Source organism: Pseudomonas pisciculturae, assembly GCF_015461805.1.
Lineage (GTDB): Bacteria > Pseudomonadota > Gammaproteobacteria > Pseudomonadales > Pseudomonadaceae > Aquipseudomonas > Aquipseudomonas pisciculturae.
In genome coordinates, this window is sequence record NZ_JACVZE010000005.1 from 146,306 (window position 1) to 170,135 (window position 23,830).

The following is a 23,830-nucleotide window of genomic DNA, read 5'->3' on the forward strand; positions in this document are numbered from 1 at the left end:
CTCCTGTCAATGAGTCATATTTTCAAGCTCTTCGCTAGATAGACGTTTGAGTGCCTCCAAGGATTTAGCCAATTCATCCAGAATCGGTTGTGAGGCCCCGCGCAGGGCCTCGATCCGCGCGCAGAACGCTTCGAGATCGGCCGTGGCAAACAGCGCTTCGAGTGGGATGTCCACCGCCAAATCCTTGCGCAGGCCCATGACCAGGCGTGTGGCCAGCAACGAATGACCGCCCTGCTCGAAGAAGTTGTCGTCCAGGCCCACCTCTTGCACCCCGAGCAGTTCACGCCATTGCTCAGCAACCTGGCGCTGCAAGTCGCTGTGCGGCGCACGGTACTGCCGGCTGGCGGCCTGAGGTTGCGGCAACGCCTTGCGATCGAGCTTGCCATTGGGGCTCAGCGGCAGGCTGTCGAGCAGCACGATCTGGGCAGGCACCATGTGTTCGGGCAACACTGCGCGCAGCTCGGTCTTGAGAGTCTCCAGCGCTGGCGTACCGGTGACGTAGGCCACCAGTTGCTGATCTATCGCCAGTACCGCCGCCTCGCGCACCTGGGGTTGCTCCATCAAGCGGGCTTCGATTTCACCCAACTCGACGCGCAAGCCGCGGATCTTGACTTGATGGTCGATACGCCCGGCGTACTCGATCACGCCGTCTGGCCGGTAGCGCGCCAGGTCACCGGTGCGATACAGCCGCTCGCCCTGACCGAATGGGCTGGTGACGAAACGTTCGGCGGTCAGGCCCGGGCGACGATGATAGCCACGCGCCAACCCTTCCCCGCCCAGGTAAAGCTCGCCAATGACACCGGGCGCCAGGGGTTCAAGGTTGGCGTCGAGCACCCAGGTGGAGACGTTGCTGATGGGCTCGCCAATCGGTACGTGGTCCACGCCTTCTTCACGGCAGGTCCAGTGGGTGACATCGATGGCGGCCTCGGTCGGCCCGTACAAGTTGTACAAGGTCGCCGCCGGCAGGCTTGCCAGGCAATGGCGCTGGGTTTGCACGGCCAGGGCTTCGCCACTGCAGATGATGCGCGTAAGGCTTTGGCAACGAGGCACGTCGTCGTCCAGCAGGAAGACTTGCAGCATCGATGGCACGAAGTGCAACGTGGTGACCTGGTGCCGCTCGATCAACGCCACCAACCGCGCAGGGTCACGGTGATCACCCGGCGCCGCGATGGCCAACCGCGCTCCAAACATCAGCGGCCAGAAGAACTCCCAGACCGAAACGTCAAAACTGAACGGAGTCTTTTGCAGCACCGTATCGCCCGGCGTCAGGCCATAGGCACGTTGCATCCAGCACAACCGGTTGGTCAGCGCCGAATGGCGGTTGGCGGCGCCTTTGGGTTGGCCGGTGGAGCCGGAGGTGTAAATCATGTAGGCCAGGCTTTGCGGGGCGATCTCAACCTGCGGTGTGGTCGCCGGGTAAGCCGACCAGTCCGCCTCGATATCCAGCCGCGGCACACCTTCGGGCACTGGCAGGTCCAGCCCAGGCTGCGCCAGCAGGCACTGCACGGCGCTGTCTTCGAGCATGTAGGCCAGGCGCTGGGCCGGATACTCCGGGTCCAGCGGTACATAAGCCGCAGCGGTCTTAAGCACAGCGAGCAAGGCCACCACCAGTTCAAGGCTGCGCTCAGAGGCAACCCCGACCAGCGTTTCAGGCCCGACACCCTGAGCAATCAAGCCGTGCGCCAGGCTATTGGCCCGAGCATTGAGTTCGCCATAGCTGAGGGTGCGATCGCCGAACAGCAAAGCGATCTCGTCAGCCGGTTGCGCCTCGATCCAGCGCTGCACCGGCACGTCCAGCGTGAAGTCTTCAGCAGTGGCATTCCAACGCGCCATGCGCTGGCGCTGCGCGTGGTTCAGCGCCGCAGCCATTTCGCCGACACGGGCATCGGGGTTATCGATAAAGCCTTGCAGAATGTCGCGCAAACCTTCGGCCAGACCCTGCATGGCAGCCTCGCTGAAACGCTCGACCGCATAGCGCAAGGTCACGCTCAGCCCTTGGTCTTGGGCGATCAGCACCGTCAACGGGTAGCTGGTTTGCTCCGGGGCTTGCAAGTTGGCGAACTGCAGTTGCTGCGGCGCCCCTTCGCGCAGCGCTTGGGCAACCGGGTAGTTTTCGAACACCAGGATATGGTCGAACAAGGCCTCGCCTGGCTGGCCAGCCCAACGCTGGATATCCGTCAGCGGGGCGTGCTCGAACTCGCGCAAGCGGGCATTGTTTGCCTGCAATTGCGCCAGGCACTCGCTCAGGGGCTGCTCTGGCCTTGGTGCACAGGTCAACGGCAAGGTGTTGATGAACAGCCCGATTTGCTGCTCAACCGCCGGCAGTGCCGCAGGCCGGCCAGCCACGGTGGCGCCAAAGGTCACGGCGGTCTCGCCCGTCAGGCGCTGCAACAGTAAGCCCCACGCCAACTGGACAACGGTATTGAGCGTGACCTGACGCTCACGCGCCAGGCGCTGCAAGCCTTCGCTCAGGCCGCTGTCGAGCCGCAGCTGATGGTCTTGTTGTCGCCCTTCGAGCTCTTGCGGGTCGGCCAAGCCAATCGCATCTGCCAGGCAGGTCGGGCCTTGCAACACGGCCAACTGCTCTTTCCAGAAGGCTTCGGCGAGCGGCATGTCTTGCCCCGCCAACCAGCCGATGTAGTCGCGATAACGGCCCTGAGGCGCGGGCACGCCAAGACCGGCGTAGCGCTGTAGCACCTCGCCAAGCAACTGCGAAGTGCTCCAGCCGTCGAGCAAGGCGTGGTGATAGGTCAGCACCACGTGCTGACGGCCCACCGCCATCTGCGCCAGGTGCAGGCGCAACAGCGGCGCCTGCAACACGTCGAAGCCGCGCTGGCGCTCAGCCTCGGCCAGCTCATCGAAAGCCTGCGGTGCCTGGCCACTCAAGTCGCTGTAGGTCAGGGGTAAGGTTGCCCGGCGCATGACCAGTTGCTGTGGCTGGTGCGTATCGGCCGCCCAATGGAAGGCGCTGCGCAGGATGTCGTGGGCATCCAGGCTGTCCTGCCAGGCTTGCACGAAGCGTGCGGTGTCCAACCCGGTCACATCCAGGCGAATCTGGTTGATGTAGTCGGTACGCCCGGCATCGAACAGGCTGTGCAACAACATGCCTTGCTGCATGGGCGACAGCGGGTAGATGTCTTGCACCTCTGCCAACGCCACGGGCAAAGCGTCCAGCTGTGCCTGGGTCAGGCTGGATAATGGGAAGTCTGCTGGCGTGGCACTGCCCTGCCCCGGCTCACAGCAGTGCTCGATCAGGGCCGATAGCTCGCGGGTATAGGCGTGAGCCACCGCCTGGATGCTTGCGCTGTCATAGCGCTCGGTGCTGAAGGTCCAGACCAGGTGCAGTTGGCCGGCCTCGACCCGCGCATCGATGGACCATTCGCTGGCCAACGGCGCGTCCAGCGACTGTTCACGCCCACCGGCATGTGCCGCGAGGGTGAACAGCGCGTCCTGCTCGGCGAAGCCGGCGTCGAACTGGCCCAGGTAATTGAAGGTGATAGCCGGTACCGGCAACGCTGCAAGCACGGCACGCGCCGACTCATCGCCGAGGTAGCGCAATACGCCAAAGCCGCTGCCTTTACCCGGCACCGCACGCAACTGCTCCTTGATCGCTTTGAGCGAGCCCCCCAGCCCGCCGACAGGCGTGAGGCGAACCGGATAGAACGCGGTGAACCAGCCAAGAGTACGGGTCAGGTCGAGCTCAACGCCTTCGACCTCACGACCATGGCTTTCAAGCTGCACCAACAGCTCGTCACTGCCAGACCACTGGGTGACCGCTCTGGCTAGGGCCGTCAGCAACAGGTCATTGACCTGGGTGCGATAGGCCGTGGGCGCCTGCTGCAACAGGTTGCGGGTCGCCAATGCATCAAGGCTGACTTCGACCACGCCGAGGTGACGACGCTCACGGCTGCCCTGTGGGCGCGGGCAAGGCCACGCAGGCTCGGCGCCCGCCAGCAGGGTTTGCCATTGTTGTACTTGTGCGGCCAGGGCCGGGCTCGCCGCATGTGCGGCCAGGGCCGTGCGCCATGCCTGCAACGAGTGGGTCTTGGCGGCAAGCCCAGAGGGCTGGCCTGCCAGTAGATTGAGGTACGTGCTTTGCAGGTCTTCCATCAGCACCCGCCACGACACCCCGTCGATGACCAAGTGATGGGCCACGAGCATCAAGCGCTGTTGACCCGCCACCGTGGCCAAGACCGCACGCAGCAGTGGCCCATCCTGCAGGTCGAGACTGCCCTGGGCCTCATCGGCGAGCGCCACCCACTGGCTTTCATCGGTCAGGGTGCGTTGCCACAGGATGGGCGCATTGCCAAGATCGAAGCGTGCAGCCCAGACACTCTGTTGCCGCGTAAAGCGAAGGCGCAGGCCGTCATGGTGCTGCACGATCAAGCGCAAAGCCTGGGCCAGCACGTCGGCGTCCAGATGTTTTTGCACATCCAGTACCAATGACTGGTTCCAACGCCCAGGCTCTGGAATCGCCTGCTCAAAGAACCAATGCTGTGCGGGCAACAACGCCAGCTCACCGGTCACGGCCCCTTGCTCAACCTGTACCAGGGCACCCTGCGCAGCAATGCCGGCCAAGGCCTCGACGGTAGGATGACGAAACAGGTCGTTTGGCGAGAAATGCAGGCCCAATCGTCGCGCCCGGCTCACCACCTGAATGGAAATGATCGAGTCACCACCCAGTTCGAAGAAGTTGTCGTGCAGGCCGACATCGGCGATTTTCAGCACCTGTTGCCAGATCTGCGCGAGGGCCTGCTGCGCCGGCGTGACCGGGGCAACATAGTGTTGCTGGTGCTGCTGGAAGTCCGGCTGCGGCAGGGCTTTGCGATCCAGTTTGCCGTTGGCGCTCAGCGGCATGGCCTCCAGCACCAGCAAAGTGGCAGGCACCATGTGTTCAGGCAGCATGGCACGCAACCGCTCCTTCAGGGCCTCCACATCTACGGGACCGGTGACATAACCGATCAGTTGCTGACCCAGCGCGACGACTACCGCTTCATGTACCTGCGGCTGTTCCAGCATCCGCGCTTCGATCTCGCCCAACTCAATACGCAGGCCACGGATCTTCACCTGATGGTCGATACGCCCGGCATATTCGATTACCCCGTCGGCGCGCTGGCGCGCCAGGTCGCCGGTGCGATACAGCCGCTCGCCCAGGCCGAACGGGCTGGTCACGAAGCGTTCGGCCGTCAGTGCGGCGCGACGATGATAACCACGCGCCAGGCCTTCACCACCCAGGTACAACTCGCCAATGACGCCGGCCGGCAGCGGGTTGAAATCCGCGTCCAGCACATAGCAGCTCAAGTTGGCGATGGGCTGGCCGATGGGCACGGTGTCACTGCTTTCTTCGCGGCAGGTCCAGTGGGTAACGTCGATCGCCGCCTCGGTCGGCCCGTACAGATTATAGAGCGCGGCATCGGGCAGGCGTGCAAACACCTGCTGCTGGGCATCCACCGGCAGTGCTTCGCCGCTGCAAATGATGCGGCGCAGCGAGCGGCAGTTGCCGACCTGCTCATCCTGCATGAAGGCCTGCAACATCGATGGGACGAAATGCAAGGTGCTGACCTGGTGCTGTTCGATCAAGGCCACCAGGCGGGCCGGGTCACGGTGATCACCGGGTGCGGCAATCACCAACCGGGCGCCGGTCATGAGTGGCCAGAAGAACTCCCACACCGAGACGTCAAAGCTGTACGGGGTTTTTTGCAACACCGTATCGCTGCTGCCCAGGCCATACGCCTGCTGCATCCAGCACAGGCGATTGGTCAGCGCTACATGCCGGTTGGCCGCGCCTTTGGGCTGGCCGGTAGAGCCGGAGGTGTAGATCACATAGGCGAGGTTTTCACGCCCTACGCTGACCTGCGGGTCATGCGCCGGATAGCTCTCCAGCGCGTGTTCGAGTACCAGCGTCTGCACCGTCGCGGGCACTGGCAGGCGGTCACACAGGTGCTGCTGGGTCAGCAGCAGTTCGATACCGCTGTCGGCAAACAGATACGCCAGGCGCTCGGCCGGGTAATCCGGGTCTACCGGCACATAGGCACCACCGGCCTTGAGCACGGCCAGTAAACCGATGACCATGTCGAGGCTGCGTTCGGCGGCGATCCCTACCAACACGTCGGCCCCCACGCCTTCGCCAATCAAGCGATGTGCAAGGCGGTTGGCACAGGCGTTGAGCTGCGCATAACTGAGTTGTTGTGTGCCAAAAATCAGGGCTGGGGCATCGGGCGTACGCGCAACCTGCGCCTCGATCAGCGCCTGTACGGTTTGGTCAAGGGGGTAATCGACGGCCGTTGCGTTCCATCCCAGTAGCGTGCGCTGCTCGTCAGCCCCCAGTAGCGGCAACTCACCGAGGCGACGCTCGGCACTGACACTCAGTTGCTCAAGCATGTGCACCAGGTGGCGAGACAAGCGTTCGACGGTATCGGCCTGCAAATGCATCCGATCAAAACTCAGGTGCAAAGTAAGGCCCGTGTCCTGCCCTACCACCAACGTCAACGGGTAATGGGTGCGTTCGCGGTTACGCACGGCACCGAACTGCAACGTGTCGCCCGCTTCACGCAGGGCCTCGGCCACCGGGTAGTTGTCGAACACCAGGATGTTATCGAACAACGCCTCGCCCGCCTGCCCGGCCCAACGCTGGATATCGGCCAGCGGCGTATGCTCGAAATCACGCACTTGCAGGTTGACCTGCTGCACGCGTTGCAACCACTGCGCGACGCTAAGCTCACCACGCGGCGCGGCAATGATGGGCAAGGTATTGATGAACAGCCCGATCTGCTGCTCGGCGCCTTCCAGCTGCGTCGGACGCCCGGAAACGGTGGCACCAAAACACACGCTGTCTTGCCCGCTGTAGCGTTGCAACACCAGCAACCACGCGGCTTGCAGCAAGGTATTGAGGGTCACGTGAGCCGCTGTCGCAAAACGCTGAAGCCGCTCGGTGTTGGGCGCATCGAGGCTGACGTGACAGTCCCCATAGCCTTCCTGCGCCAACGCCACGGGTAGGCAATTGACCAAACGCGTAGGCGCCTGCAAACCCGACAGTTGCTCGCGCCAGAACGCTTCGCTGGCGGCGCGGTCCTGGCGTTGCAACCAGCCGATATAGTCGCGGTACTGCGTAATCGCCGGCGCCGGCGCCTGCCCGCTGTAACGTTGCAATACCTCGCCGAGTACCCGCGAGTTACTCCAGCCATCCATCAACACATGGTGATGGGTGTAGATGATTTCCCAATCCAGCTCCGTCGTCTGCACCAGCACCAGGCGCAGCAAGGGCGCCTGCAGCACGTCGAAAGGCCGCGCTTGCTCCTCATCTGCCAGTGCATCCAGCGCCAGCATGGCATCCGGTCGACCCCGCCAGTCTTCAACGCGCAAGGGCAACGCACGCTCGCGGTAGACCACTTGCACCGGGTGCTCCAGGTCGTCTTGCCAGATGAAACCGCTGCGCAGGATCGGATGTGCCTGCAAGGTCGCTTGCCAGGCGGCCTGGAAGCGTTGCGGGTGCAAACTCTGCACGGCCAGGCGCATTTGGTTGATGTAGCTGCCGCCCTCGGCTTGTATCAGGCTGTGAAACAAAATGCCTTGTTGCATGGGTGACAGCGCGTACAAATCCTCAAGCTCGCGCAGGGGCACTGGCAAACGGTCCAGGCCGGCCTGATCGATAAGCGCCAACGGGAAATCCGAGGGGGTGGCCTGGGGCTGCGCCAACGCGCAGCAATGCGCAACCAGGGCCCGCAACTCGGCCTGATAGGCATCGGCTAACGCCTGAATGGTTGCCGGCAGGAACATCTCGTGGCTGAAGCCCCATTGCATCGACAATTCACCGCCATACACCTGACCTTCGACGGTCAGCCAGTTGGCCAGCGGCGCCTCACTGTCCTGGGCTTGGCCGCTGCCTTGAGACGCCGGCACAAACAGCGCCGACTCATCAAACTGGCGGTCGAATTGACCGAGGTAGTTAAAGGTGATTCGCGGCGCGGCCTGGCTCGCCAGGGTTTCACGCACAGCCGCCGTGCCCAGGTAACGCAGCAGGCCATAGCCAATACCTTTGGCGGGCACCGCACGCAGTTGCTCCTTGACCGATTTGATTGCATTGCCCAGCTCGCCATCGGCCTGCAAACGTACCGGGAACAAGCTGGTGAACCAGCCAACGGTGCGGGTGAGATCGAGGCTGTCGAACAGGTCTTCGCGGCCATGGCCTTCCAGCTGGATCAGCGCTGCCTGCTGGCCACTCCATCGGCTGATGACTCGGGCCAATGCCGTCAACAGCAGGTCATTGACCTGGGTGCGATAGGCCGCCGGGGCGTCTTGCAGCAATTGGCGGGTCAGTTCGGCATTCAAGCGGGTTTCAAGCTTGGCGCCCAAGTGGTTTTGCAGGCCACCCTGCGGGTTGTCGCACGGCAAGTCTGCATCGATGGACTGCGCCTGCCAGAACGCCAGCTCGTGATCAAGGGTGTGCGCATGGCTCTGCAACTGTTGAGCCCAGTGCTGGTAGGCACTGGTCTTGGCTGGCAGGGTTTGATCGCGATACGCCTGTTGCAGATCTTCAAGCAGGATGCGCCAAGACACACCGTCTACCACCAAGTGATGGATGACCAGCAGCAGGCGCTGGGTGCCATCGGCCATTTGCACCAGGGCAGCCTTCAACAGCGGGCCCTGTTGCAAGTCGAGGCTGCGCTGGGCTTCGTCGCAGAGCGCCGCCAGCTCGGCATCACTGCCCACCTCGGACAACCACAAATCAGACTCGACAACCGACACGGCGTGGGTTTGCTGCCACCCTTCGGCCTGCTGGGTAAAGCGCAGGCGCAGGGCGTCGTGATGGTTGATCAGGCGGGTCAAGGCCGCGTCCAGGCGTGCCGGTTCCAAGTGCTCACGGGGCGTCAACAGCAACGACTGGTTCCAATGGCCGCGTACCGGGATGGCCTGCTCGAAAAAGCTCGCCTGCACCGGAGTCAAAATCACCTCGCCAGTGACCGGCCCCTGGTCAATGACGGTGGCCTGCTCAAACGTTGCCACCAGCGCCAGGCTGCGCACGCTCTGGTACTGGAACAGGTCACGCGGGCTCAGGCGAATCCCGGCCTGGCGCGCACGACTGACCACCTGGATGGAGATGATCGAATCACCACCCAGCTCAAAGAAATTATCGTCCAAGCCAACCTGCGGGGTGCCGAGCACATCGCTCCAGATGGCGGCCAAGGCTTTTTGCAGGGCATTTTCGGGTGCGCTATACGCCTGTTGCGGTGCCGCATCCGGCAATGGCAGGGCCTTGCGGTCAAGCTTGCCGTTGGCGGTCACTGGCAGCTTGGCCAAGTGCACCATGTGGGTCGGCACCATGTACTCGGGTAAGCTCTTGAGCAGCCAGGCCTTGAGGTCGGCGGGCGCTTCACCCTCCAACACCAGGTAGGCCACCAGTTGCTTGCCACCTTGTACCAGCACCACCGCCTCACGCACCGCAGGGTGCTGCATCAGGCGGGTCTCGATTTCACCCAGCTCGATACGCAGGCCACGCAACTTGACCTGATGGTCGAGGCGACCGAGGTATTCAATAACCCCATCGCCACGCTGGCGCACGCGATCGCCGGTACGATAAAGGCGCTCGCCTTCGACAAAGGGGCTGGGCACGAATCGCTCAGCCGTCAGCGCCGGTCGGCGGTGATAACTACGGGCCAGGCCGACGCCACCCAAATACAATTCGCCGGACACACCGGCCGGCACCGGGTTGAGCTGGGCGTCGAGTACCCAGGTGCCAAGGTTGGCGATGGGACGACCAATGGGCACGCTGTCGGCGCCTTCGTCGACGCACGTCCAATGGGTCACGTCGATGGCTGCTTCGGTCGGGCCATAGAGGTTGTACAGCCCAGCCTGGGGCAGCTTGGCGAACACTTGCAGTTGTGCGTCCAGTGGCAATGCCTCGCCGCTGCAGACAATGCGTTGCAGGCTGGAGCACGCCTGCACACCTGGCTCATGAATAAACGCCTGAAGCATCGACGGCACGAAATGCAAGGTGGTGATGCCGTGACGACCAATCGTCTCGATCAAGCGCGCCGGCTCGCGGTGTTCACCGGGAGCGGCAACCACCAGGCGGGCACCGGTCATTAGTGGCCAGAAGAACTCCCAGACCGACACGTCAAAGCTGAACGGGGTTTTCTGCAACACCGCATCGCTCGCCTCCAGGCCGTAGGCCTGTTGCATCCAGCACAGGCGGTTGACCAAGGCACGATGGCTGTTGCCTGCCCCCTTGGGCTTGCCGGTAGAGCCCGAGGTGTAGATCACGTACGCCAGGTTCAGTGCGTGGATATCCACGGCGGGCGCCTGCTGGCTGTAGCCGTCCAGCCAGTCAGGGGCTTGGTCGAGGACGATCACCTGGATACCTGCAACAGGCAGCAGCGGCAACAGGCTGCGCTGGGTGAGCAGCAACTGGATACCACTGTCTTCGATCATGTAGGCCAGGCGTTCCTCGGGGTACTCCGGGTCCAGTGGCACGTAGGCGCCGCCAGCCTTGTGAATGGCCAGCAGGCCCACCACCATCTCAATGGAGCGCTCGACGCAGATCCCCACCAGCACGTCCGGACCAACGCCCCGCTCACGCAAGGCATGGGCCAGTTGGTTGGCGCGGGCGTCAAGCTGGGCGTAGGTCAGCATCGTGCTGCCAAACACCAGTGCTGGCGCATCGGGCGTGCGCTGGACCTGGTCCTGGATCAGGTGATGAATGCCGCGCTCGGTCGGATAAGCCTCGGCGGTGTGGTTCCAATCGCGTACCAGCACCTGTTGTTCCGCGCCGTCGAGCATCGGCAACTCACCGATGCGCTGTTCGCCATCGGCAACCATCGCCTGCAACAGACGGGTCCAGTGCAGGGCCATGCGCTCGATGGAGGGCGCGTCGAACAGATCGTTGGCGTAGGTCAACGCGGCGTGCAAGGTGCCGGATTTTTCGTAGGTGTCGAGGGTCAGGTCGAATTGGGTGGTGCGGCTTTGCCACTCCACCAGTGCCAGTTCCAGGCCGGAGGCGGTGCTGACCGAGGCGATATCTGCCACCACCGGCTGGTGGTTGTACATCACTTGGAACAGCGGGGTATGACTGAGGCTGCGCTCGACCTTGAGGGCTTCCACCAGACGCTCGAACGGCAGTTCCTGATGGGCCTGGGCGCCGAGAGCATGTTCCTTGATACTTTGCAGCAACTCGGCAATGCGGGTTTGCCCGGTCAGCTCGGTACGCAGCACCTGGGTGTTGACGAAGAAGCCAATCAGCCCCTCGACTTCACTGCGGTTGCGGTTGGCAATAGGTACGCCAATGCGAATGTCGCCCTGGCCGGTATAGCGATGCAACAGCACGTTGAACGCGCCGAGCAACAGCATGAACAAGGTCACGTTGTGCTTCTGGGCGCAGCCGCGCAGTTGCGCGGCCAACGCGGGCTCAATCGCAAAATTATGGCGGGTGCCCTGATAGCTGGGCATGGCCGGGCGCGCGTGGTCGGTGGGCAGTTCCAGCACCGGATGCTCGTCACCCAGGCGCGCCTGCCAGTATTCCAATTGCCGCGCCTGCTCCCCCGCCTCCAGCCAGCGGCGTTGCCACAGGGCGTAGTCGCTGTATTGGATCGGCAGCGCCAGCAGTTGGGGCGCCTGGTTGCGCTCATGGGCGTCGTAGAAACGAATGAACTCGTCGATCAACACGTTCATCGACCAGCCATCAGAGACGATGTGGTGCAGGGTCAGCAACAGCACGTGCTCGTGCGCATCGAGCCTGAGCAATTGCACCCGCAGTAGCGGGCCGTTGGCCAGGTCGAACGGCAACAGCGACTGGCTGATCGCGGCGTCATTGACGGCCTGTTCGCGCGCCTCAGGGGCCAGATGGCTTAGGTCCAGTTGCTCGACCGCCAGCTCGGGCTCGATCGCCACCTGCAACAGGCGCTCGTCCGCCTGCCGCTGGAACACGGTGCGCAGGGTTTCATGTCGCGCCACCAGGCTGGCAAAGGCCTGTTCCATTGCTGTGATGTCCAGAGCGCCTTTGAGCCTTACCGCGCCGGGTAGGTTGTAGGCGCCACTGGCAGGGTCCAACTGCCACAGGAACCACATGCGTTGCTGCGCGTAGGACAGCGCCTGACGGTCCTCGGCCTCCACCCCGGCCGGAATCGGAAAACGAGAAAAATCCACCCCTTCTTTCTGCAAGGCCTGCAGGAACAGCTGGCGTTTTTCCAGGGGCAACCCGATAAACCGGCGAGCAAGTTTCAAGGAGTCTTCAGCATTCATTTGTTGGAGTCCGGAGCAATAGGCAGGAAGCACAAAGGCACGTCGTCCCTATAAAACGAATCGGGCGGGGAAAAATTAGCGAGGGATGGGGGAAGTGCAGCGACGTGTCATCAAGGGTTACATCAATCCCGGACGAGCACTGCGAACTCGAGCTAGCATTGACGAACACCACTTTTTGCAACTACATTTAGTTACACGCAGGGATCGCCGTGTCGAAAAATGAAAAGCTGCTCGCCAAATTGCTTAACGAACAAATGGCCTTCACTTGGCCCGAACTTGTAACGCTGCTGCGTTGGCTGGGTTACACACACATTGAGGGGGCAGGAAGCCGCGTCAAATTCGACATCGGCGACCCCAGTGCAATGATCACGCTGCACAAGCCTCACCCCGGCAACGAATTGAAACACTACATTCGGTGCCAAATCATCGAACAATTGAAATCAGGAGAACTGATTCAGTGAACAACCAACTGAAACACAATGGCTACATCGGCTCCATCGAAGCCAGCCTCGAAGACAACTGCCTGTTCGGCAAAGTGCTGTTCATCAAGGCCCTGGTGAGCTACGAAGGCAAAACCGTCGCCGAACTGGACGCCGCGTTCCGCGAGGCGGTGGAAGATTACCTGACGACCTGCCAGGCCCTCGGGCAAACACCGGAGAAGCCTTGCAAAGGCTCATTCAATGTCCGCGTCGGCCATGACCTGCACCTGGCGGCAGCCCTGGCGGCGACGCGTAAGAAAGTCACGCTCAATGACCTGACCCGCCAGGCACTCAATGAATTCCTGCAACACCACAGTGCAGATACTTGCCCGGCGATAGGCTGATTACCCCAACCGCCGATACCCCAACACCGCTGCCCCCATGACCACCGCACCCGCCACCAGCGCCACCCAGAACCCGCTGGTGGCGCCAAAGTGGTCGATCATCCAGCCGGAGCTGGCCGCGCCGATGGCCACGCCGATGCTGAGGCCGGTGATCAACCAGGTCATGCCCTCGGTCAAACGGCTCGGCGGTACGATGCGCTCCACCAGGGCCATCGACACGATCAACGTGGGGGCAAAGAACAGCCCGGAGATAAAGATCGCCACCGCCAGCCCAGGAATGTTGGTCACCAGCAGCAACGGTAAGGTGGTCAGCGCCGTCGCCACGCCGCAGAACAGGAACTGCCGGGGTAACGGCGCCTTGAGTTTGAGGGTGCCAAAGGCCAACCCGGCCAGGCACGAACCAATCGCGTACACCGAGAGCACGATGCTCGCTGCCGCTGGCTGGCCCTGATGCTGGGCAAAGGCCACGCTGACCACATCCACCACGCCAACGATCACGCCCATGGCCAGCAACTGGACCATCAGGATCAACACCGACGGGGAAGCAATCAACCAGCCGCTGTGATGCTCGTGGTGCTCATGCACCGGCGGCTCAGTCTCGCGTTGCAGCACGAAGGTGGTGACACCCACTGCCAGCAACAACGCCGCCACCAATGGCCCGGCTTCAGGGAACAACACCACACTAAGGCCCACTGAAATCGGCGGGCCGACGATGAAACACACCTCATCGAGCACCGACTCCAACGCGAAAGCGGTTTGCAGCTTGGGTTGCCCCCGGTACAACTCGGTCCAGCGGGCCCGCACCATGGCTGACATGTTCGGTATGCAGCCGGCCAATGCGGCGAACAGAAACAGTGTCCAGTTCGGCGCCTGCAAGCGCGTGCACAGCAACAGCATCAACAATGCCCCACCGCCGATCAGCGCAGCGATAGGCAACACTCGGCCTTGCCCATAACGGTCTACCAGGCGCGAAACCTGCGGCGCACAAAACGCCGTGGCCAAGGCAAACACCGCCGCCACCGAACCCGCCAGGCCGTAGCCGCCATGCACCTGGGACAACATGGTGATCACGCCGATGCCGGTCATCGACACCGGCATGCGCGCCAGCATGCCGGCCAGTACGAAAGCGCGAGCGCCAGGCACTTGGAACAACGCGGCGTAAGGGTTTGCCATCCTGAGTCCTCTTCCTGAATGCCCTGAAACTTGCTATCGGCAATGATCAAGGCAAAATACATACGGTGCGTATGTGACCAATCATGCGTAACATACGCAGCGTATGTCAATCTGCCAATTCCCCAACAAGAGTGCTGCCCATGAGCCGAGCCCGTGCTGAAATGATCGAAGACACCCGCGCCCGCCTGATCGCCAGCGCGCGCCAGGCATTCGCCACGCAGGGTTACGCGAACACGTCGATGGACGATTTCACCGCCCGTGCCGGTCTGACCCGGGGTGCGTTGTACCACCACTTCGGTGATAAGAAAGGCCTTTTGGCCGCCGTGGTCGCACAGCTCGACAGTGAAATGGACGCCCACTTGCAACACATCACCGATGAAGCAAGCGACCCATGGAGCGGCTTTTGCGAGCGCTGCCACACCTACTTGCGCATGGCCCAGGACAGTGAGATCCAACGCATCGTGCTGCAAGACGCCCCAGCTGTACTGGGCGACACCGGCTCGCAGCAGCACTGCGTCGAATCCTTGCGCCAACTGCTGGAGGCCCTGATGCAGGCAGGTGTCATCCACCGCGCCCCGAGCCTGGCGTTAGCTCAGTTGATCAATGGCAGCCTGGTCAATACCGCCCTGTGGATCGCCCGGGATGAACACCCGGGCGAACGCCTGGAGCAGGGTTTGCTGAGCTTGGAACTGCTGTTACAGGGCCTGCACCTCACACCAAACGCTTGATCTGCTTATGCCGCCACACCAACCGGTAATACGCGACCTGCAACCCCAGCATTGCCAGGTAGGTCACCGGAAATGCCATCCACACCCCTTCCAGGCCAAAGTGGGCGTTGAACAGATAAGCCATTGGCAGCTCAACGCAGAGCACGCAGAAGATCGAGATCACCACCGGCATCAACACCACACCGCTGGCGCGCATGATCCCGCCCACCACTGCTTGGAAACCGAACACCAGGATGCTCCACAACATGATATGCAACAGGTGCTCAGCCTTGACCCGCGCCGTGTCGTCGGTGATGAACAGGCCCAGCAACCAGTGGGACAACACATAACCGAGCACGATCAGGCCGCCGGTCAGGCAGGTGTTGATCAACAGGCCCGTGCGCAGGATCGGCCCGATCCGCTCCAGGCGCCCGGCACCAATGGCCTGGGCCCCGAGGATCGAAGCGGTGATGGCAATTGAGAGCGCCGGAAACTGCACGTAATTAACGATCTGTGTCACCGCACCATAGGCCGCGGTGGCTTGGGAACCATGGCCGTTGACCAGGGCGAGGATCACCAGCTCCGATAGCGACAGCACCACCATCTGAAGGCCGGTAGGCAGCCCGATACGTAGTACTTTTCCTAAGATTACGCGGTCCAGCCGCAGGGCCCCGACCAGTTCCCGATCAGGCGCCATCACATGGTTTTTATGCCGCAGCCGCAGGATCAGAAACAGCATCGCCAACGCGTTACCCACCAGCCCCGCATACACCGCGCTCTGGATACCCATGGGCGGCAGGCCGACCCAGCCACGAATCAACGCCGGTGTCAGCAGCAGGCCCACCAGGGTCGAGACCACCAGCGCCAACAACGGTGAAATCGTGTCGCTGACGCCGCGCAACAGTTGGGTATAGAGAATAAACACCAGCAGCAACGGCATGATCAGCATCATCTTCTGGGCATAGCCGACCGCATCGTCCAGCACGTCAACCGGCGTGCCCAACGCCTGCAATGCAGGGCGCGCAAACAGGCTGCCCAACACGGCCGCGCCCAAGCCGACCAGCGCCCCCAAGGTCAGGGTAGCGCCCGTGATCGCCTTGACCATCCCCGTCTCTTGAGCGCCCCACGCCTGGCCAATCAACACCGACGCGCCCGCCCCCAAGCCGATCACCAGGGCGATAAAGAAAAACACAATCGGGAACATGCCCGACACCGCCGCCAGCGCCTGTGTGCCGAGCATTTGCCCGACATAGATGCCGTTGAGGGTGCCGGAAAAACTCTGCAGGAAGTTGGACAGCACCATCGGTGCCAAAAAGATCAGATAGACCTGCCACAGCGGGCGTTGCAAAGGGCTTTGCATGAAAAACGGGGCCTCGGAGAACTAAACCGTCCGAGGGTTATACCGTAGTTGGATCCCATCTTCCCGTGCTTTTGGGTTCAGCCCTTCTGCCCTGCCCTAGTGACTGATCATCCACGGCCGTGGCCCGGTCTTGGTCTTGAGGCCCAAGGGGTTTGCCTTGCTGGGCACGACTTTCTTGCTGGTACCGCAACAACTGCAACCCGCCGGGTGCCGACGGCTTTCCTGGTATTCACCGACCGTTTGCGGCGCGTTGGCGCTGCGCTCGTTACCGGCGATGGCCTTGCGTTGGTTGGCCGACAAGGTTTGCAACGCCGGGGCGGACACCAGCAGGTGCCCCCCCGGCCCTTCACAATAAGGGCACTGGCTGGGTTCGTTGCGCTGGGCGATGGGCCGCAACATCGTGAAGGTGCCGCACGCCGCGCAGGCGTATTCGTAGGTCGGCATGGCTACAGGTCCGGGGCGATGGGCAGGTCGATGCTGCCGTCGAGGAACTTGGTGGGGCCATTGGCGTTGGGGTTGATATCGAATTCGAAGATTTCCGTTGGCAGCCACAAGGTCGCGCAGGCGTTGGGGATATCCACTACGCCGCTGATATGCCCTTGCACCGGCGCCGAGCCGAGCAACGCGTAACCCTGGGCCGGCGAGTAACCGAACTTGGTCAGGTAGTTGATCGCATTCAGGCAGGCCTGGCGGTAGGCGACGTTGACGTCCAGGTAGTGCTGCTGGCCCTGTTCGTCCACCGAGATACCTTCAAAGATCAGGTAGTTCTTGTAGTTCGGCGTGATCGGGCTTGGCTTGAACACCGGGTTCTTGATCCCGTACTTGGCCATGCCGCCTTTGATCAGCTCGACCTTCATGTGCACCCAGCCGGCCATTTCAATCGCGCCGCAAAAGGTGATTTCGCCGTCGCCCTGGCTGAAGTGCAAGTCGCCCACCGACAGCCCGGCGCCGTTGACGTAGACCGGGAAGAAGATCTTCGAACCCCGGGACAAATCCTTGATGTCGCAGTTACCGCCATGTTCACGCGGTGGCACGGTGCGCGCGCCGGTCGCCGCCGCATCGTCGCGGGCCTGGCCCTGCATCTTGCCCATATGGGCCGTGGCGGCCAGCGGTGCGTTGGCCAGCGGGGGCACGCGGGTGGGGTTGGTGTCGATCAGCTCCTGCTCGCGGCGGTTCCAGTCGGCGAGCATTACCGGGTCGGGCAGGCAGCCGATCAAACCGGGGTGAATCAGGCCAGCGAAGTTAACGCCCGGAATATGCCGGGAGCTTGTGAACATGCCCTTGAAGTCCCAGATGGCTTTTTGTGCGCTGGGGAAGTGATCGGTAAGAAAGCCACCGCCGTTCTGACGTGAGAAGAAACCGTTGAACCCCCACTGGGAATCGGCCTTCGCGCCGATATCCAGCAGGTCTACCACCAACAAGTCACCCGGCTCTGCACCGTGCACGCCAACGGGGCCAGACAGGTAGTGCACGGTGGACAGGTCCACATCACGCACGTCGCTGGCGTCGTCGTTATTCTTGATCGCGCCGGCGGTCCAGTCGTAGGTTTCGAGGATGAAGTCATCACCCGGCTTGACCCAGCAGGCCATCGGGATATCCGGGTGCCAGCGGTTGTGGATTTGTTCGTTTTCGGTGACAGGCTGGTTGAGGTCGACTTTGATCAGCGTTTCGGTCATGGGCTGGCTCCTGGACGGATGACGATTGCGTGCGATCCAGTCTCGGGGAGCCAGGTAAAACGGGGAATACGTTGGATGACGTATGGGGTCAGAGCTTGTCGCGTTTCATCTGCATGGTCAGGGTGAAACGGTCGGCGGGGTACACCGATTCCGCGACGGCAATCAGCACGCCATGTTCATCGCGATACTGGCGGATGATCGCCAAGCCCAGCGCGCCGTTTTGCGCCTTGAGGCTGGCGGCCAACTCGGCGGATAGCTGCACCGGGCGCACCTGTTGGTCCACCACGTCGATGTGCCGCGAGTAGGCTTTGCCGATCAGGGCGGCAATCAGTTCATCCGGGTGTTTGCGGGCCTCGGGGATCACGTCGACAAAGGCTTGCTCGGCGTAGACATCGGTCCAGCACAATGGCGCGTTACCGTCGCCGGCATCCACCTTGATGCTCGACACGCAGAAATAATGCCCGCCCGGCTCCAGGCCCAGGCGGCGGGCCAAGGCGATGTCGGCGACAAATTCGCGTACGTCCTGGATGTCGCGGATGTGGGTTTCGGCCACCTGCACCAGGTCGGCCACCGAGGCCATCGCCTGGGAATAGCCGCCCTTGGGCATTGAGGCCTCGACCCGCGTGCCCACGCGCTTGCGCCGCGAGACCATGCCTTGGCCCTGCAACTGGTCGATGGCGGCACGTACGGTGTGCCGGCTCACCGCATACAGCGAACATAGCTCGAATTCCGTCGGCAACAGCGACCCCACCGGGTAATGGCCGCTGCCGATGTGCTCGATCAAGTCCTTGGCAACCGCCGCATAACGCCTCTGGCTCACGCTTTCCATTTTTACCCTCGTCGTCGAGTTGACAGTGTATCAGCACAAGCGTAATCATAATGTACGGACATATTAAATATGTATGGTTTAAAAATAACAATTAGGATTTTCCCATGTCGAGTACCGTTTTTGATTCCGCCCTGTTCCGCGACATGTTCGGCACCGCCGAAATGCGCGGTGTGTTTTCCGATAAAGCGCTGATTGAGCGCTATATCGAAGTGGAAGTGGCCCTGGCCCGCGCCGAAGCGCGTTGCGGTGTGATCCCTGCTGAAGCCGCCGAGCAAATCGCTGCGCTGTCGCAGTACGAAGCCCTGGACCTGGCCCTGATGCAGCACGAGACCGAGATCGTCGGTTACCCGATCCTGCCGCTGGTGGAGCAACTGTCGAAGATCTGTGGCGAAGCCGGCCGCTACGTGCACTGGGGCGCCACCACGCAAGACATCATGGACACCGCCGTCGTGCTGCAAGTGCGCGCCGCCCTGGCCATCGTCGAGCGCGATATCCAGACCGTTCGCGGCCTGCTCGCCGGCCTCGCCCAGCGTTATCGCGACACCCCGATGGCCGGCCGCACTCACTTGCAGCACGCGCTGCCAATCACCTTCGGCTACAAGTGCGCGGTATGGCTGAGCATGTTCGATCGCCACGCCGAGCGCCTGGTGGAGCTGCGCCCGCGGGTCGAGATCGGCCAGTTCGCCGGTGCTGCCGGCACCCTCGCCTCCCTCGGTGACAAAGGTCTTGAAGTACAAGAAGCGCTGATGGCCGAATTGGGCCTGGGCGTACCGCAAGCCACCTGGCACGTGGCCCGCGATGGCCTGGCCGAGACCCTGAACTTCCTCGGCCTGGTCACAGGCTCCTTGGGCAAGATCGCCCTGGACATCATGATGATGATGACCAGCGAACTGGGCGAAGTGTACGAACCCTTCGTCAAGGGCCGTGGCGCCAGCAGCACCATGCCGCAAAAGCGCAACCCGATTTCCTGCGAGCTGATGTACGCCGCCGCCAAGGGCGTGCGCCAACACGCCGGGTTGATGCTGGACGCGATGATCCAGGATTTCGAACGCTCCACCGGCCCTTGGCAAGCAGAGTGGATTGCGATTCCGGAGGCCTTCGCCCTGAGCGCTGCGTCTCTGGGCCAGGCGACCTTTATGCTCGCAGGCCTTGAAGTACGCCCCGAACGCATGCGCAAGAACCTCGACATGACCCAGGGCCTGATCGTCGCCGAAGCCGTGATGATGGGCCTCGCCCCGGCGCTCGGTCGCCAGGTCGCCCACGATGTGGTGTACGCCGCCTGCCGCATGGCCAACGACCAGGGCACCAGCTTGCTCGACGCCCTGCTCGCCCAGGGTGAAGCCACCGCGCAACTCGATGTGGCCGAGCTGCAACGCCTGACTGACCCGACCAACTATTTGGGGCTGGCGCCGCAGATGGTGGATATCGCGTTGGCGCGCCAAGGTGCCGTGAAACGCTGATCCCAAACCCAATGGAGATCCAATGTGGGAGGGGGCTTGCCCCCGATGGCGGTGTATCAGTCAATACATCTGTTACTGAACCACCGCTATCGGGGGCAAGCCCCCTCCCACAGGGGATCTCCAACATTTTCAGAAGTGTCATCCGAATCATAAAAACAATGAGATCACAGACATGTCATCCACTCCCGCCAAAAAACCGCTCTACAAAGACCTGACCTTCCAGGTCGTCGCCGCCATGTTCCTAGGCATTGCCTTCGGCTTTCTCGCCCCCGAGCTGGCCGCCAGTTTCAAGATTCTCGGCGATATCTTCCTCAAGCTGATCAAGACCGCCGTCGCGCCACTGGTGTTTTTCACCGTGGTTCACGGCATTGCCTCGGCCGGTGATATCAAGCGCGTTGGCAAAGTCGGCCTGCGGGCGCTGATCTACTTCGAAGTGGTGTCCACCATTGCCCTGGCCATCGGCCTGTTGTGGGGCAACCTGCTACAGATCGGTTCTGGCATGCACGACGCCCACCCGAGCAGCGCCGCCGCTGCCGCCGCAAGTGCCGCCGTCGCCAAAGGCCATGCACCCGCGTCGACCATGGACTTTATCTACGGCATCTTCCCCGACAATTTCGTCGGTGCCTTTGCTGGCGGTCAACTGCTGCAAGTGCTGGTGATCTCCGTATTGTTCGGCTTCGCTCTGCTGGCACTGAAACCCGAGCGCCGTGAAGTGATCGAAGACGGCCTGAACCGTATCTCCGAATGTTTCTTCGAATTCATCAACCTGATCATGAAGTTCGCGCCCCTGGGTGCCTTCGGTTCGGTGGCCTACGCGGTGGGCAGCAACGGCACGGCGGTGCTGATGTCCCTGGCCAACCTGGTGTTGATGTTCTACGTCGGCATCGCATTTTTTATCTTTGTGGTGCTGGGCGCGGTGTGCCGCTTGAGCGGTTTTAGCCTGTGGCGCTTCCTCGTCTACATCAAGGATGAAATCTTCATCGTGCTCGGCACCGCTTCATCGGAAAGCGCCCTGCCGCGCCTGCTGCAAAAACTTGAGAAGTTCGGTTGCTCCAAACAGAGCGTCGGCCTGGTGCTGCCCACCGGTTACGCGTTTAACCTCGATGGCACCTCGATCTACATGTCGATGTGCGTGCTGTTTATCGCCAATGCTTACGGCGTGCCGCTGAGCTGGGAGCAACAGTTGGGCATCATCGCAATCATGCTGGTGACCTCCAAGGGCGCAGCCGCCGTATCGGGTGGCAGCTTCGTGGTGTTTGCCGCCACCGTCACCGCTATCGGCGTGCTGCCGGCCGAAGGCTTGGCGCTGCTGTTTGGCGTGTACCGCTTTATGTCGATGGCGATTGCAACCTGCAACACCATCGGCAACAGCGTGGCGACCGTAGTGGTGTCGAAGTGGTCCGGGGAATTCTCCGAGCAAACCGCCCAGGTCGAATATCAACGTGTGCTCGGCCGCCCCGCCGGCGCTGCGCTGTAACGGAGCTGTTGATGACCACTCTGCGAATCGAACACGACGCGTTCGGCCCGGTGTCGATACCGGCCGAGCGCTACTGGGGCGCACAGACCCAGCGGGCACTGGAGGTGTTCGGCAGCAAGCAGCCATTCGGGCCAAGCCTGATCCGCGCTTTCGGCCAACAGAAACGTGCCTGTGCCCGCGCCAATGCAAGGCTTGGCGTACTGGCGCCGACACTGGCGCAGGCGATCGATGAGGCGGCCGAAGAACTGGCCAACGGCGCCTTTGACGCGCATTTCCCACTGTCTATCTGGCAGACCGGCTCTGGCACCCAGACCAACATGAACGCCAACGAGGTGATTGCCAACCGCGCCAACCTCGCGTTGGGCGCAGAACTAGGCAGCAAGTCACCGGTGCATCCCAACGACCACGTGAACTGCTCGCAGTCGTCCAACGACAGCTTCCCCACGGTGATGCACCTGACCACCGTGATGGAACTGCGCGGGCGCCTGCTACCGGCCCTGGGTCACTTGCGCAACGGGCTGCAAGCCAAGGCCGACGCCTGGCAGGACGTGCTGAAAATCGGCCGCACTCACCTGATGGATGCGGTGCCGATGAGCCAGGGCCAGGCCTTTGGCGCCTTTGCCCAACAGATCCAGCATGGCATTGCGCGCATTGAAGCGTGCATGCCGCGCCTGCGCCTGTTGCCCCAGGGCGGCACGGCGGTGGGCACAGGGCTGAATACGCCGCAGGGTTTTGATGGGGCGTTCTGTGAAGAAATCAGCCTGCTCACCGGCGAGGCATTCGAAACCAACCCCTGCAAGTTCGAAGGCATGGGCACCCACGATGCCCTGGTGGAAGCTTCCGGTGCGCTGAATGTGCTGGCGGTGTCGCTGACCAAGATTGCCAACGATATCCGCCTGCTGGGCTCCGGCCCCCGTTGTGGCTTGGGGGAATTGACTGTACCGGATGACGGCCTGACCTCCTCGATCATGCCCGGCAAACGCAACCCGACCATCGCCGAAGTGCTGGTGCAGGCGGCGATGCAGGTGATGGGCAACCACACCACCATCACCCTGGCGGGCGCGTCCAGCACGTTCGAATTGAACGTGGCCAAGCCGGTGCTGATCCACAACCTGCTGCAATCGATAGAAGTACTCACCGACTGCATCAGCCTGTTCACCCACAAGCTGCTGCACGGCCTGGAAGTGAACCGCCCGCAACTGGCGCGCAATGTGGAGCACTCGCTGTTGATGGCCACGGCGCTCAACCCGCTGCTGGGCTATGACCGCGTGGCGCAGATAACCCGCAAAGCGGCAGATGAGGGGCTATCGCCCAAGGAAGCGGCGGTGCAATTGGGCTTCATCACGGGCGAGGCATACGCGCAACACGTACGCCCCGACGCAATGATCCGCCCCACTACACCGACAGATACCGACTGATCGTCGCCTCATCCACCCGGTCACGGGTCTCTTCGATCACGAAGCGGCCCTTTTCGATCACCAGGAACCGGTCGGCGATTTCCAGGGTGAAAGACAACACCTGCTCCGACACCACGATGGTCAAGTCCCGCAGGTTGCGGATCTCTTTGAGCGTGCGGGCTATGTCCTTGATGATCGATGGCTGGATGCCTTCGGTGGGTTCATCCAACAGCAGTACCTTGGGGTTGGTCGCCAATGCGCGGGCGATCGCCAACTGCTGTTGCTGGCCGCCCGACAGGTTGCCGCCCTTGCGCGACTGCATGTCGTAGAGCACCGGAAACAGCGCGTATAAATCCTCCGGCACCTTGCCCCGTGCCGACGCTGGCAAGCCGGTCTGGATGTTTTCCAGCACGCTCATGCTGGGGAAAATCATGCGGCCCTGGGGCACATAGGCGATACCGCGTTCCACCCGCTCGTGGGTCTCCAGCGCCGACACATCGTGGCCGTCCACACTCACCTGGCCCTTCCACTGCGGCAGGATGCCCATCAGGCTCTTGAACAAGGTGGTCTTGCCCATGCCATTGCGGCCCATCACCGCGACAATCTCGCGCTTGGCCACGTTCAGGTCCAGGTCGTGGAGGATCTGGCTCTGCCCGTAGCCGCAGGACAACTGGTCGATCTTGAACATGCCTGC

Annotated in this window: 13 protein-coding genes; 6 read left to right on the forward strand and 7 right to left on the reverse strand. The window is 62.3% G+C overall.

From position 1 onward, the window contains the following. Positions 1-6: 6 nt before the first annotated feature. Positions 7-12,234, reverse strand: a complete 12,228-nt coding sequence (locus tag ICY20_RS15245; RefSeq protein ID WP_194937869.1) for a non-ribosomal peptide synthetase — start codon at positions 12,232-12,234, stop codon at positions 7-9. Positions 12,235-12,443: 209 nt separating this feature from the next. Between ICY20_RS15245 and ICY20_RS15250 the strand changes: the two genes are divergently transcribed. Together ICY20_RS15250 and ICY20_RS15255 are read left to right on the forward strand one after the other, a co-directional pair. Continuing rightward, a complete protein-coding gene (locus tag ICY20_RS15250; RefSeq protein ID WP_194937870.1) occupies positions 12,444-12,695 on the forward strand; it encodes a type II toxin-antitoxin system HicA family toxin in 252 nt (83 codons plus the stop codon). Further along, positions 12,692-13,057, forward strand: a complete 366-nt coding sequence (locus ICY20_RS15255; protein ID WP_159959743.1) for a type II toxin-antitoxin system HicB family antitoxin — start codon at positions 12,692-12,694, stop codon at positions 13,055-13,057. The genes ICY20_RS15250 and ICY20_RS15255 overlap by 4 nt, the downstream gene beginning before the upstream one ends. On the opposite strand, the gene ICY20_RS15260 is transcribed toward ICY20_RS15255, so the two are convergent. Then, positions 13,058-14,230 carry an MFS transporter gene (locus ICY20_RS15260; protein ID WP_194937871.1) on the reverse strand — a complete coding sequence of 391 codons (1,173 nt, stop codon included), beginning with the start codon at positions 14,228-14,230 and terminating at the stop codon, positions 13,058-13,060. It lies immediately after the preceding gene. A 140-nt stretch (positions 14,231-14,370) separates the two neighbouring features. Between ICY20_RS15260 and ICY20_RS15265 the strand changes: the two genes are divergently transcribed. Further along, positions 14,371-14,958, forward strand: coding sequence for a TetR/AcrR family transcriptional regulator (locus tag ICY20_RS15265; RefSeq protein ID WP_194937872.1), 588 nt, complete (start codon positions 14,371-14,373; stop codon positions 14,956-14,958). Here ICY20_RS15265 and ICY20_RS15270 read toward each other — a convergent pair. From ICY20_RS15270 to ICY20_RS15285, 4 genes are all read right to left on the reverse strand, one after another. Continuing rightward, complete coding sequence (locus tag ICY20_RS15270; protein ID WP_194937873.1) at positions 14,942-16,297, reverse strand: MATE family efflux transporter; 1,356 nt, start codon at positions 16,295-16,297, stop codon at positions 14,942-14,944. The two genes, ICY20_RS15265 and ICY20_RS15270, sit on opposite strands and share 17 nt — an antisense overlap. A 96-nt stretch (positions 16,298-16,393) precedes the next feature. Next, the gene (locus tag ICY20_RS15275) at positions 16,394-16,741 is read right to left on the reverse strand and encodes an FmdB family zinc ribbon protein (RefSeq protein WP_159959735.1); all 348 of its coding nucleotides are present in this window, start codon (positions 16,739-16,741) and stop codon (positions 16,394-16,396) included. 2 nt (positions 16,742-16,743) lie between these two features. Next, on the reverse strand, positions 16,744-17,973 hold the full coding sequence (gene fmdA, locus ICY20_RS15280) for a formamidase (RefSeq protein WP_122673366.1): 1,230 nt from the start codon (positions 17,971-17,973) through the stop codon (positions 16,744-16,746). A gap of 88 nt (positions 17,974-18,061) precedes the next feature. Beyond that, positions 18,062-18,793: a GntR family transcriptional regulator gene (locus tag ICY20_RS15285; RefSeq protein WP_194938074.1), complete on the reverse strand. Its 732-nt coding sequence runs from the start codon at positions 18,791-18,793 to the stop codon at positions 18,062-18,064. 113 nt (positions 18,794-18,906) lie between these two features. On the opposite strand from ICY20_RS15285, the gene ICY20_RS15290 reads away from it, so the two are divergent. The 3 genes from ICY20_RS15290 (at position 18,907) to ICY20_RS15300 (ending at position 23,157) form a co-directional block, all read left to right on the forward strand. Next, entirely contained in the window at positions 18,907-20,262 is a 1,356-nt protein-coding gene (locus tag ICY20_RS15290) for a class-II fumarase/aspartase family protein (protein ID WP_159959731.1), read from the forward strand. Positions 20,263-20,434: 172 nt separating this feature from the next. Further along, complete coding sequence (locus ICY20_RS15295; RefSeq protein WP_194937874.1) at positions 20,435-21,739, forward strand: cation:dicarboxylate symporter family transporter; 1,305 nt, start codon at positions 20,435-20,437, stop codon at positions 21,737-21,739. 11 nt (positions 21,740-21,750) lie between these two features. Beyond that, positions 21,751-23,157 (forward strand): class II fumarate hydratase, encoded by a 1,407-nt coding sequence (locus ICY20_RS15300; RefSeq protein ID WP_194937875.1) that lies wholly within the window; start codon positions 21,751-21,753, stop codon positions 23,155-23,157. Here ICY20_RS15300 and urtE read toward each other — a convergent pair. Next, a complete protein-coding gene (gene urtE, locus ICY20_RS15305) occupies positions 23,135-23,824 on the reverse strand; it encodes an urea ABC transporter ATP-binding subunit UrtE (RefSeq protein WP_048731452.1) in 690 nt (229 codons plus the stop codon). The genes ICY20_RS15300 and urtE overlap by 23 nt on opposite strands. Positions 23,825-23,830 lie beyond the last annotated feature (6 nt).

What these genes read in the sequence shown, in the direction of transcription:
- ICY20_RS15245 (WP_194937869.1), bottom strand. Translation starts at nt 12,234, where the DNA reads ATGAATGCTGAAGACTCCTTGAAACTTGCTCGCCGGTTTATCGGGTTG.
- ICY20_RS15260 (WP_194937871.1), bottom strand. Translation starts at nt 14,230, where the DNA reads ATGGCAAACCCTTACGCCGCGTTGTTCCAAGTGCCTGGCGCTCGCGCT.
- ICY20_RS15265 (WP_194937872.1), top strand. Translation starts at nt 14,371, where the DNA reads ATGAGCCGAGCCCGTGCTGAAATGATCGAAGACACCCGCGCCCGCCTG.
- ICY20_RS15270 (WP_194937873.1), bottom strand. Translation starts at nt 16,297, where the DNA reads ATGCAAAGCCCTTTGCAACGCCCGCTGTGGCAGGTCTATCTGATCTTT.
- ICY20_RS15275 (WP_159959735.1), bottom strand. Translation starts at nt 16,741, where the DNA reads ATGCCGACCTACGAATACGCCTGCGCGGCGTGCGGCACCTTCACGATG.
- fmdA (WP_122673366.1), bottom strand. Translation starts at nt 17,973, where the DNA reads ATGACCGAAACGCTGATCAAAGTCGACCTCAACCAGCCTGTCACCGAA.
- ICY20_RS15290 (WP_159959731.1), top strand. Translation starts at nt 18,907, where the DNA reads ATGTCGAGTACCGTTTTTGATTCCGCCCTGTTCCGCGACATGTTCGGC.
- ICY20_RS15295 (WP_194937874.1), top strand. Translation starts at nt 20,435, where the DNA reads ATGTCATCCACTCCCGCCAAAAAACCGCTCTACAAAGACCTGACCTTC.
- ICY20_RS15300 (WP_194937875.1), top strand. Translation starts at nt 21,751, where the DNA reads ATGACCACTCTGCGAATCGAACACGACGCGTTCGGCCCGGTGTCGATA.
- urtE (WP_048731452.1), bottom strand. Translation starts at nt 23,824, where the DNA reads ATGTTCAAGATCGACCAGTTGTCCTGCGGCTACGGGCAGAGCCAGATC.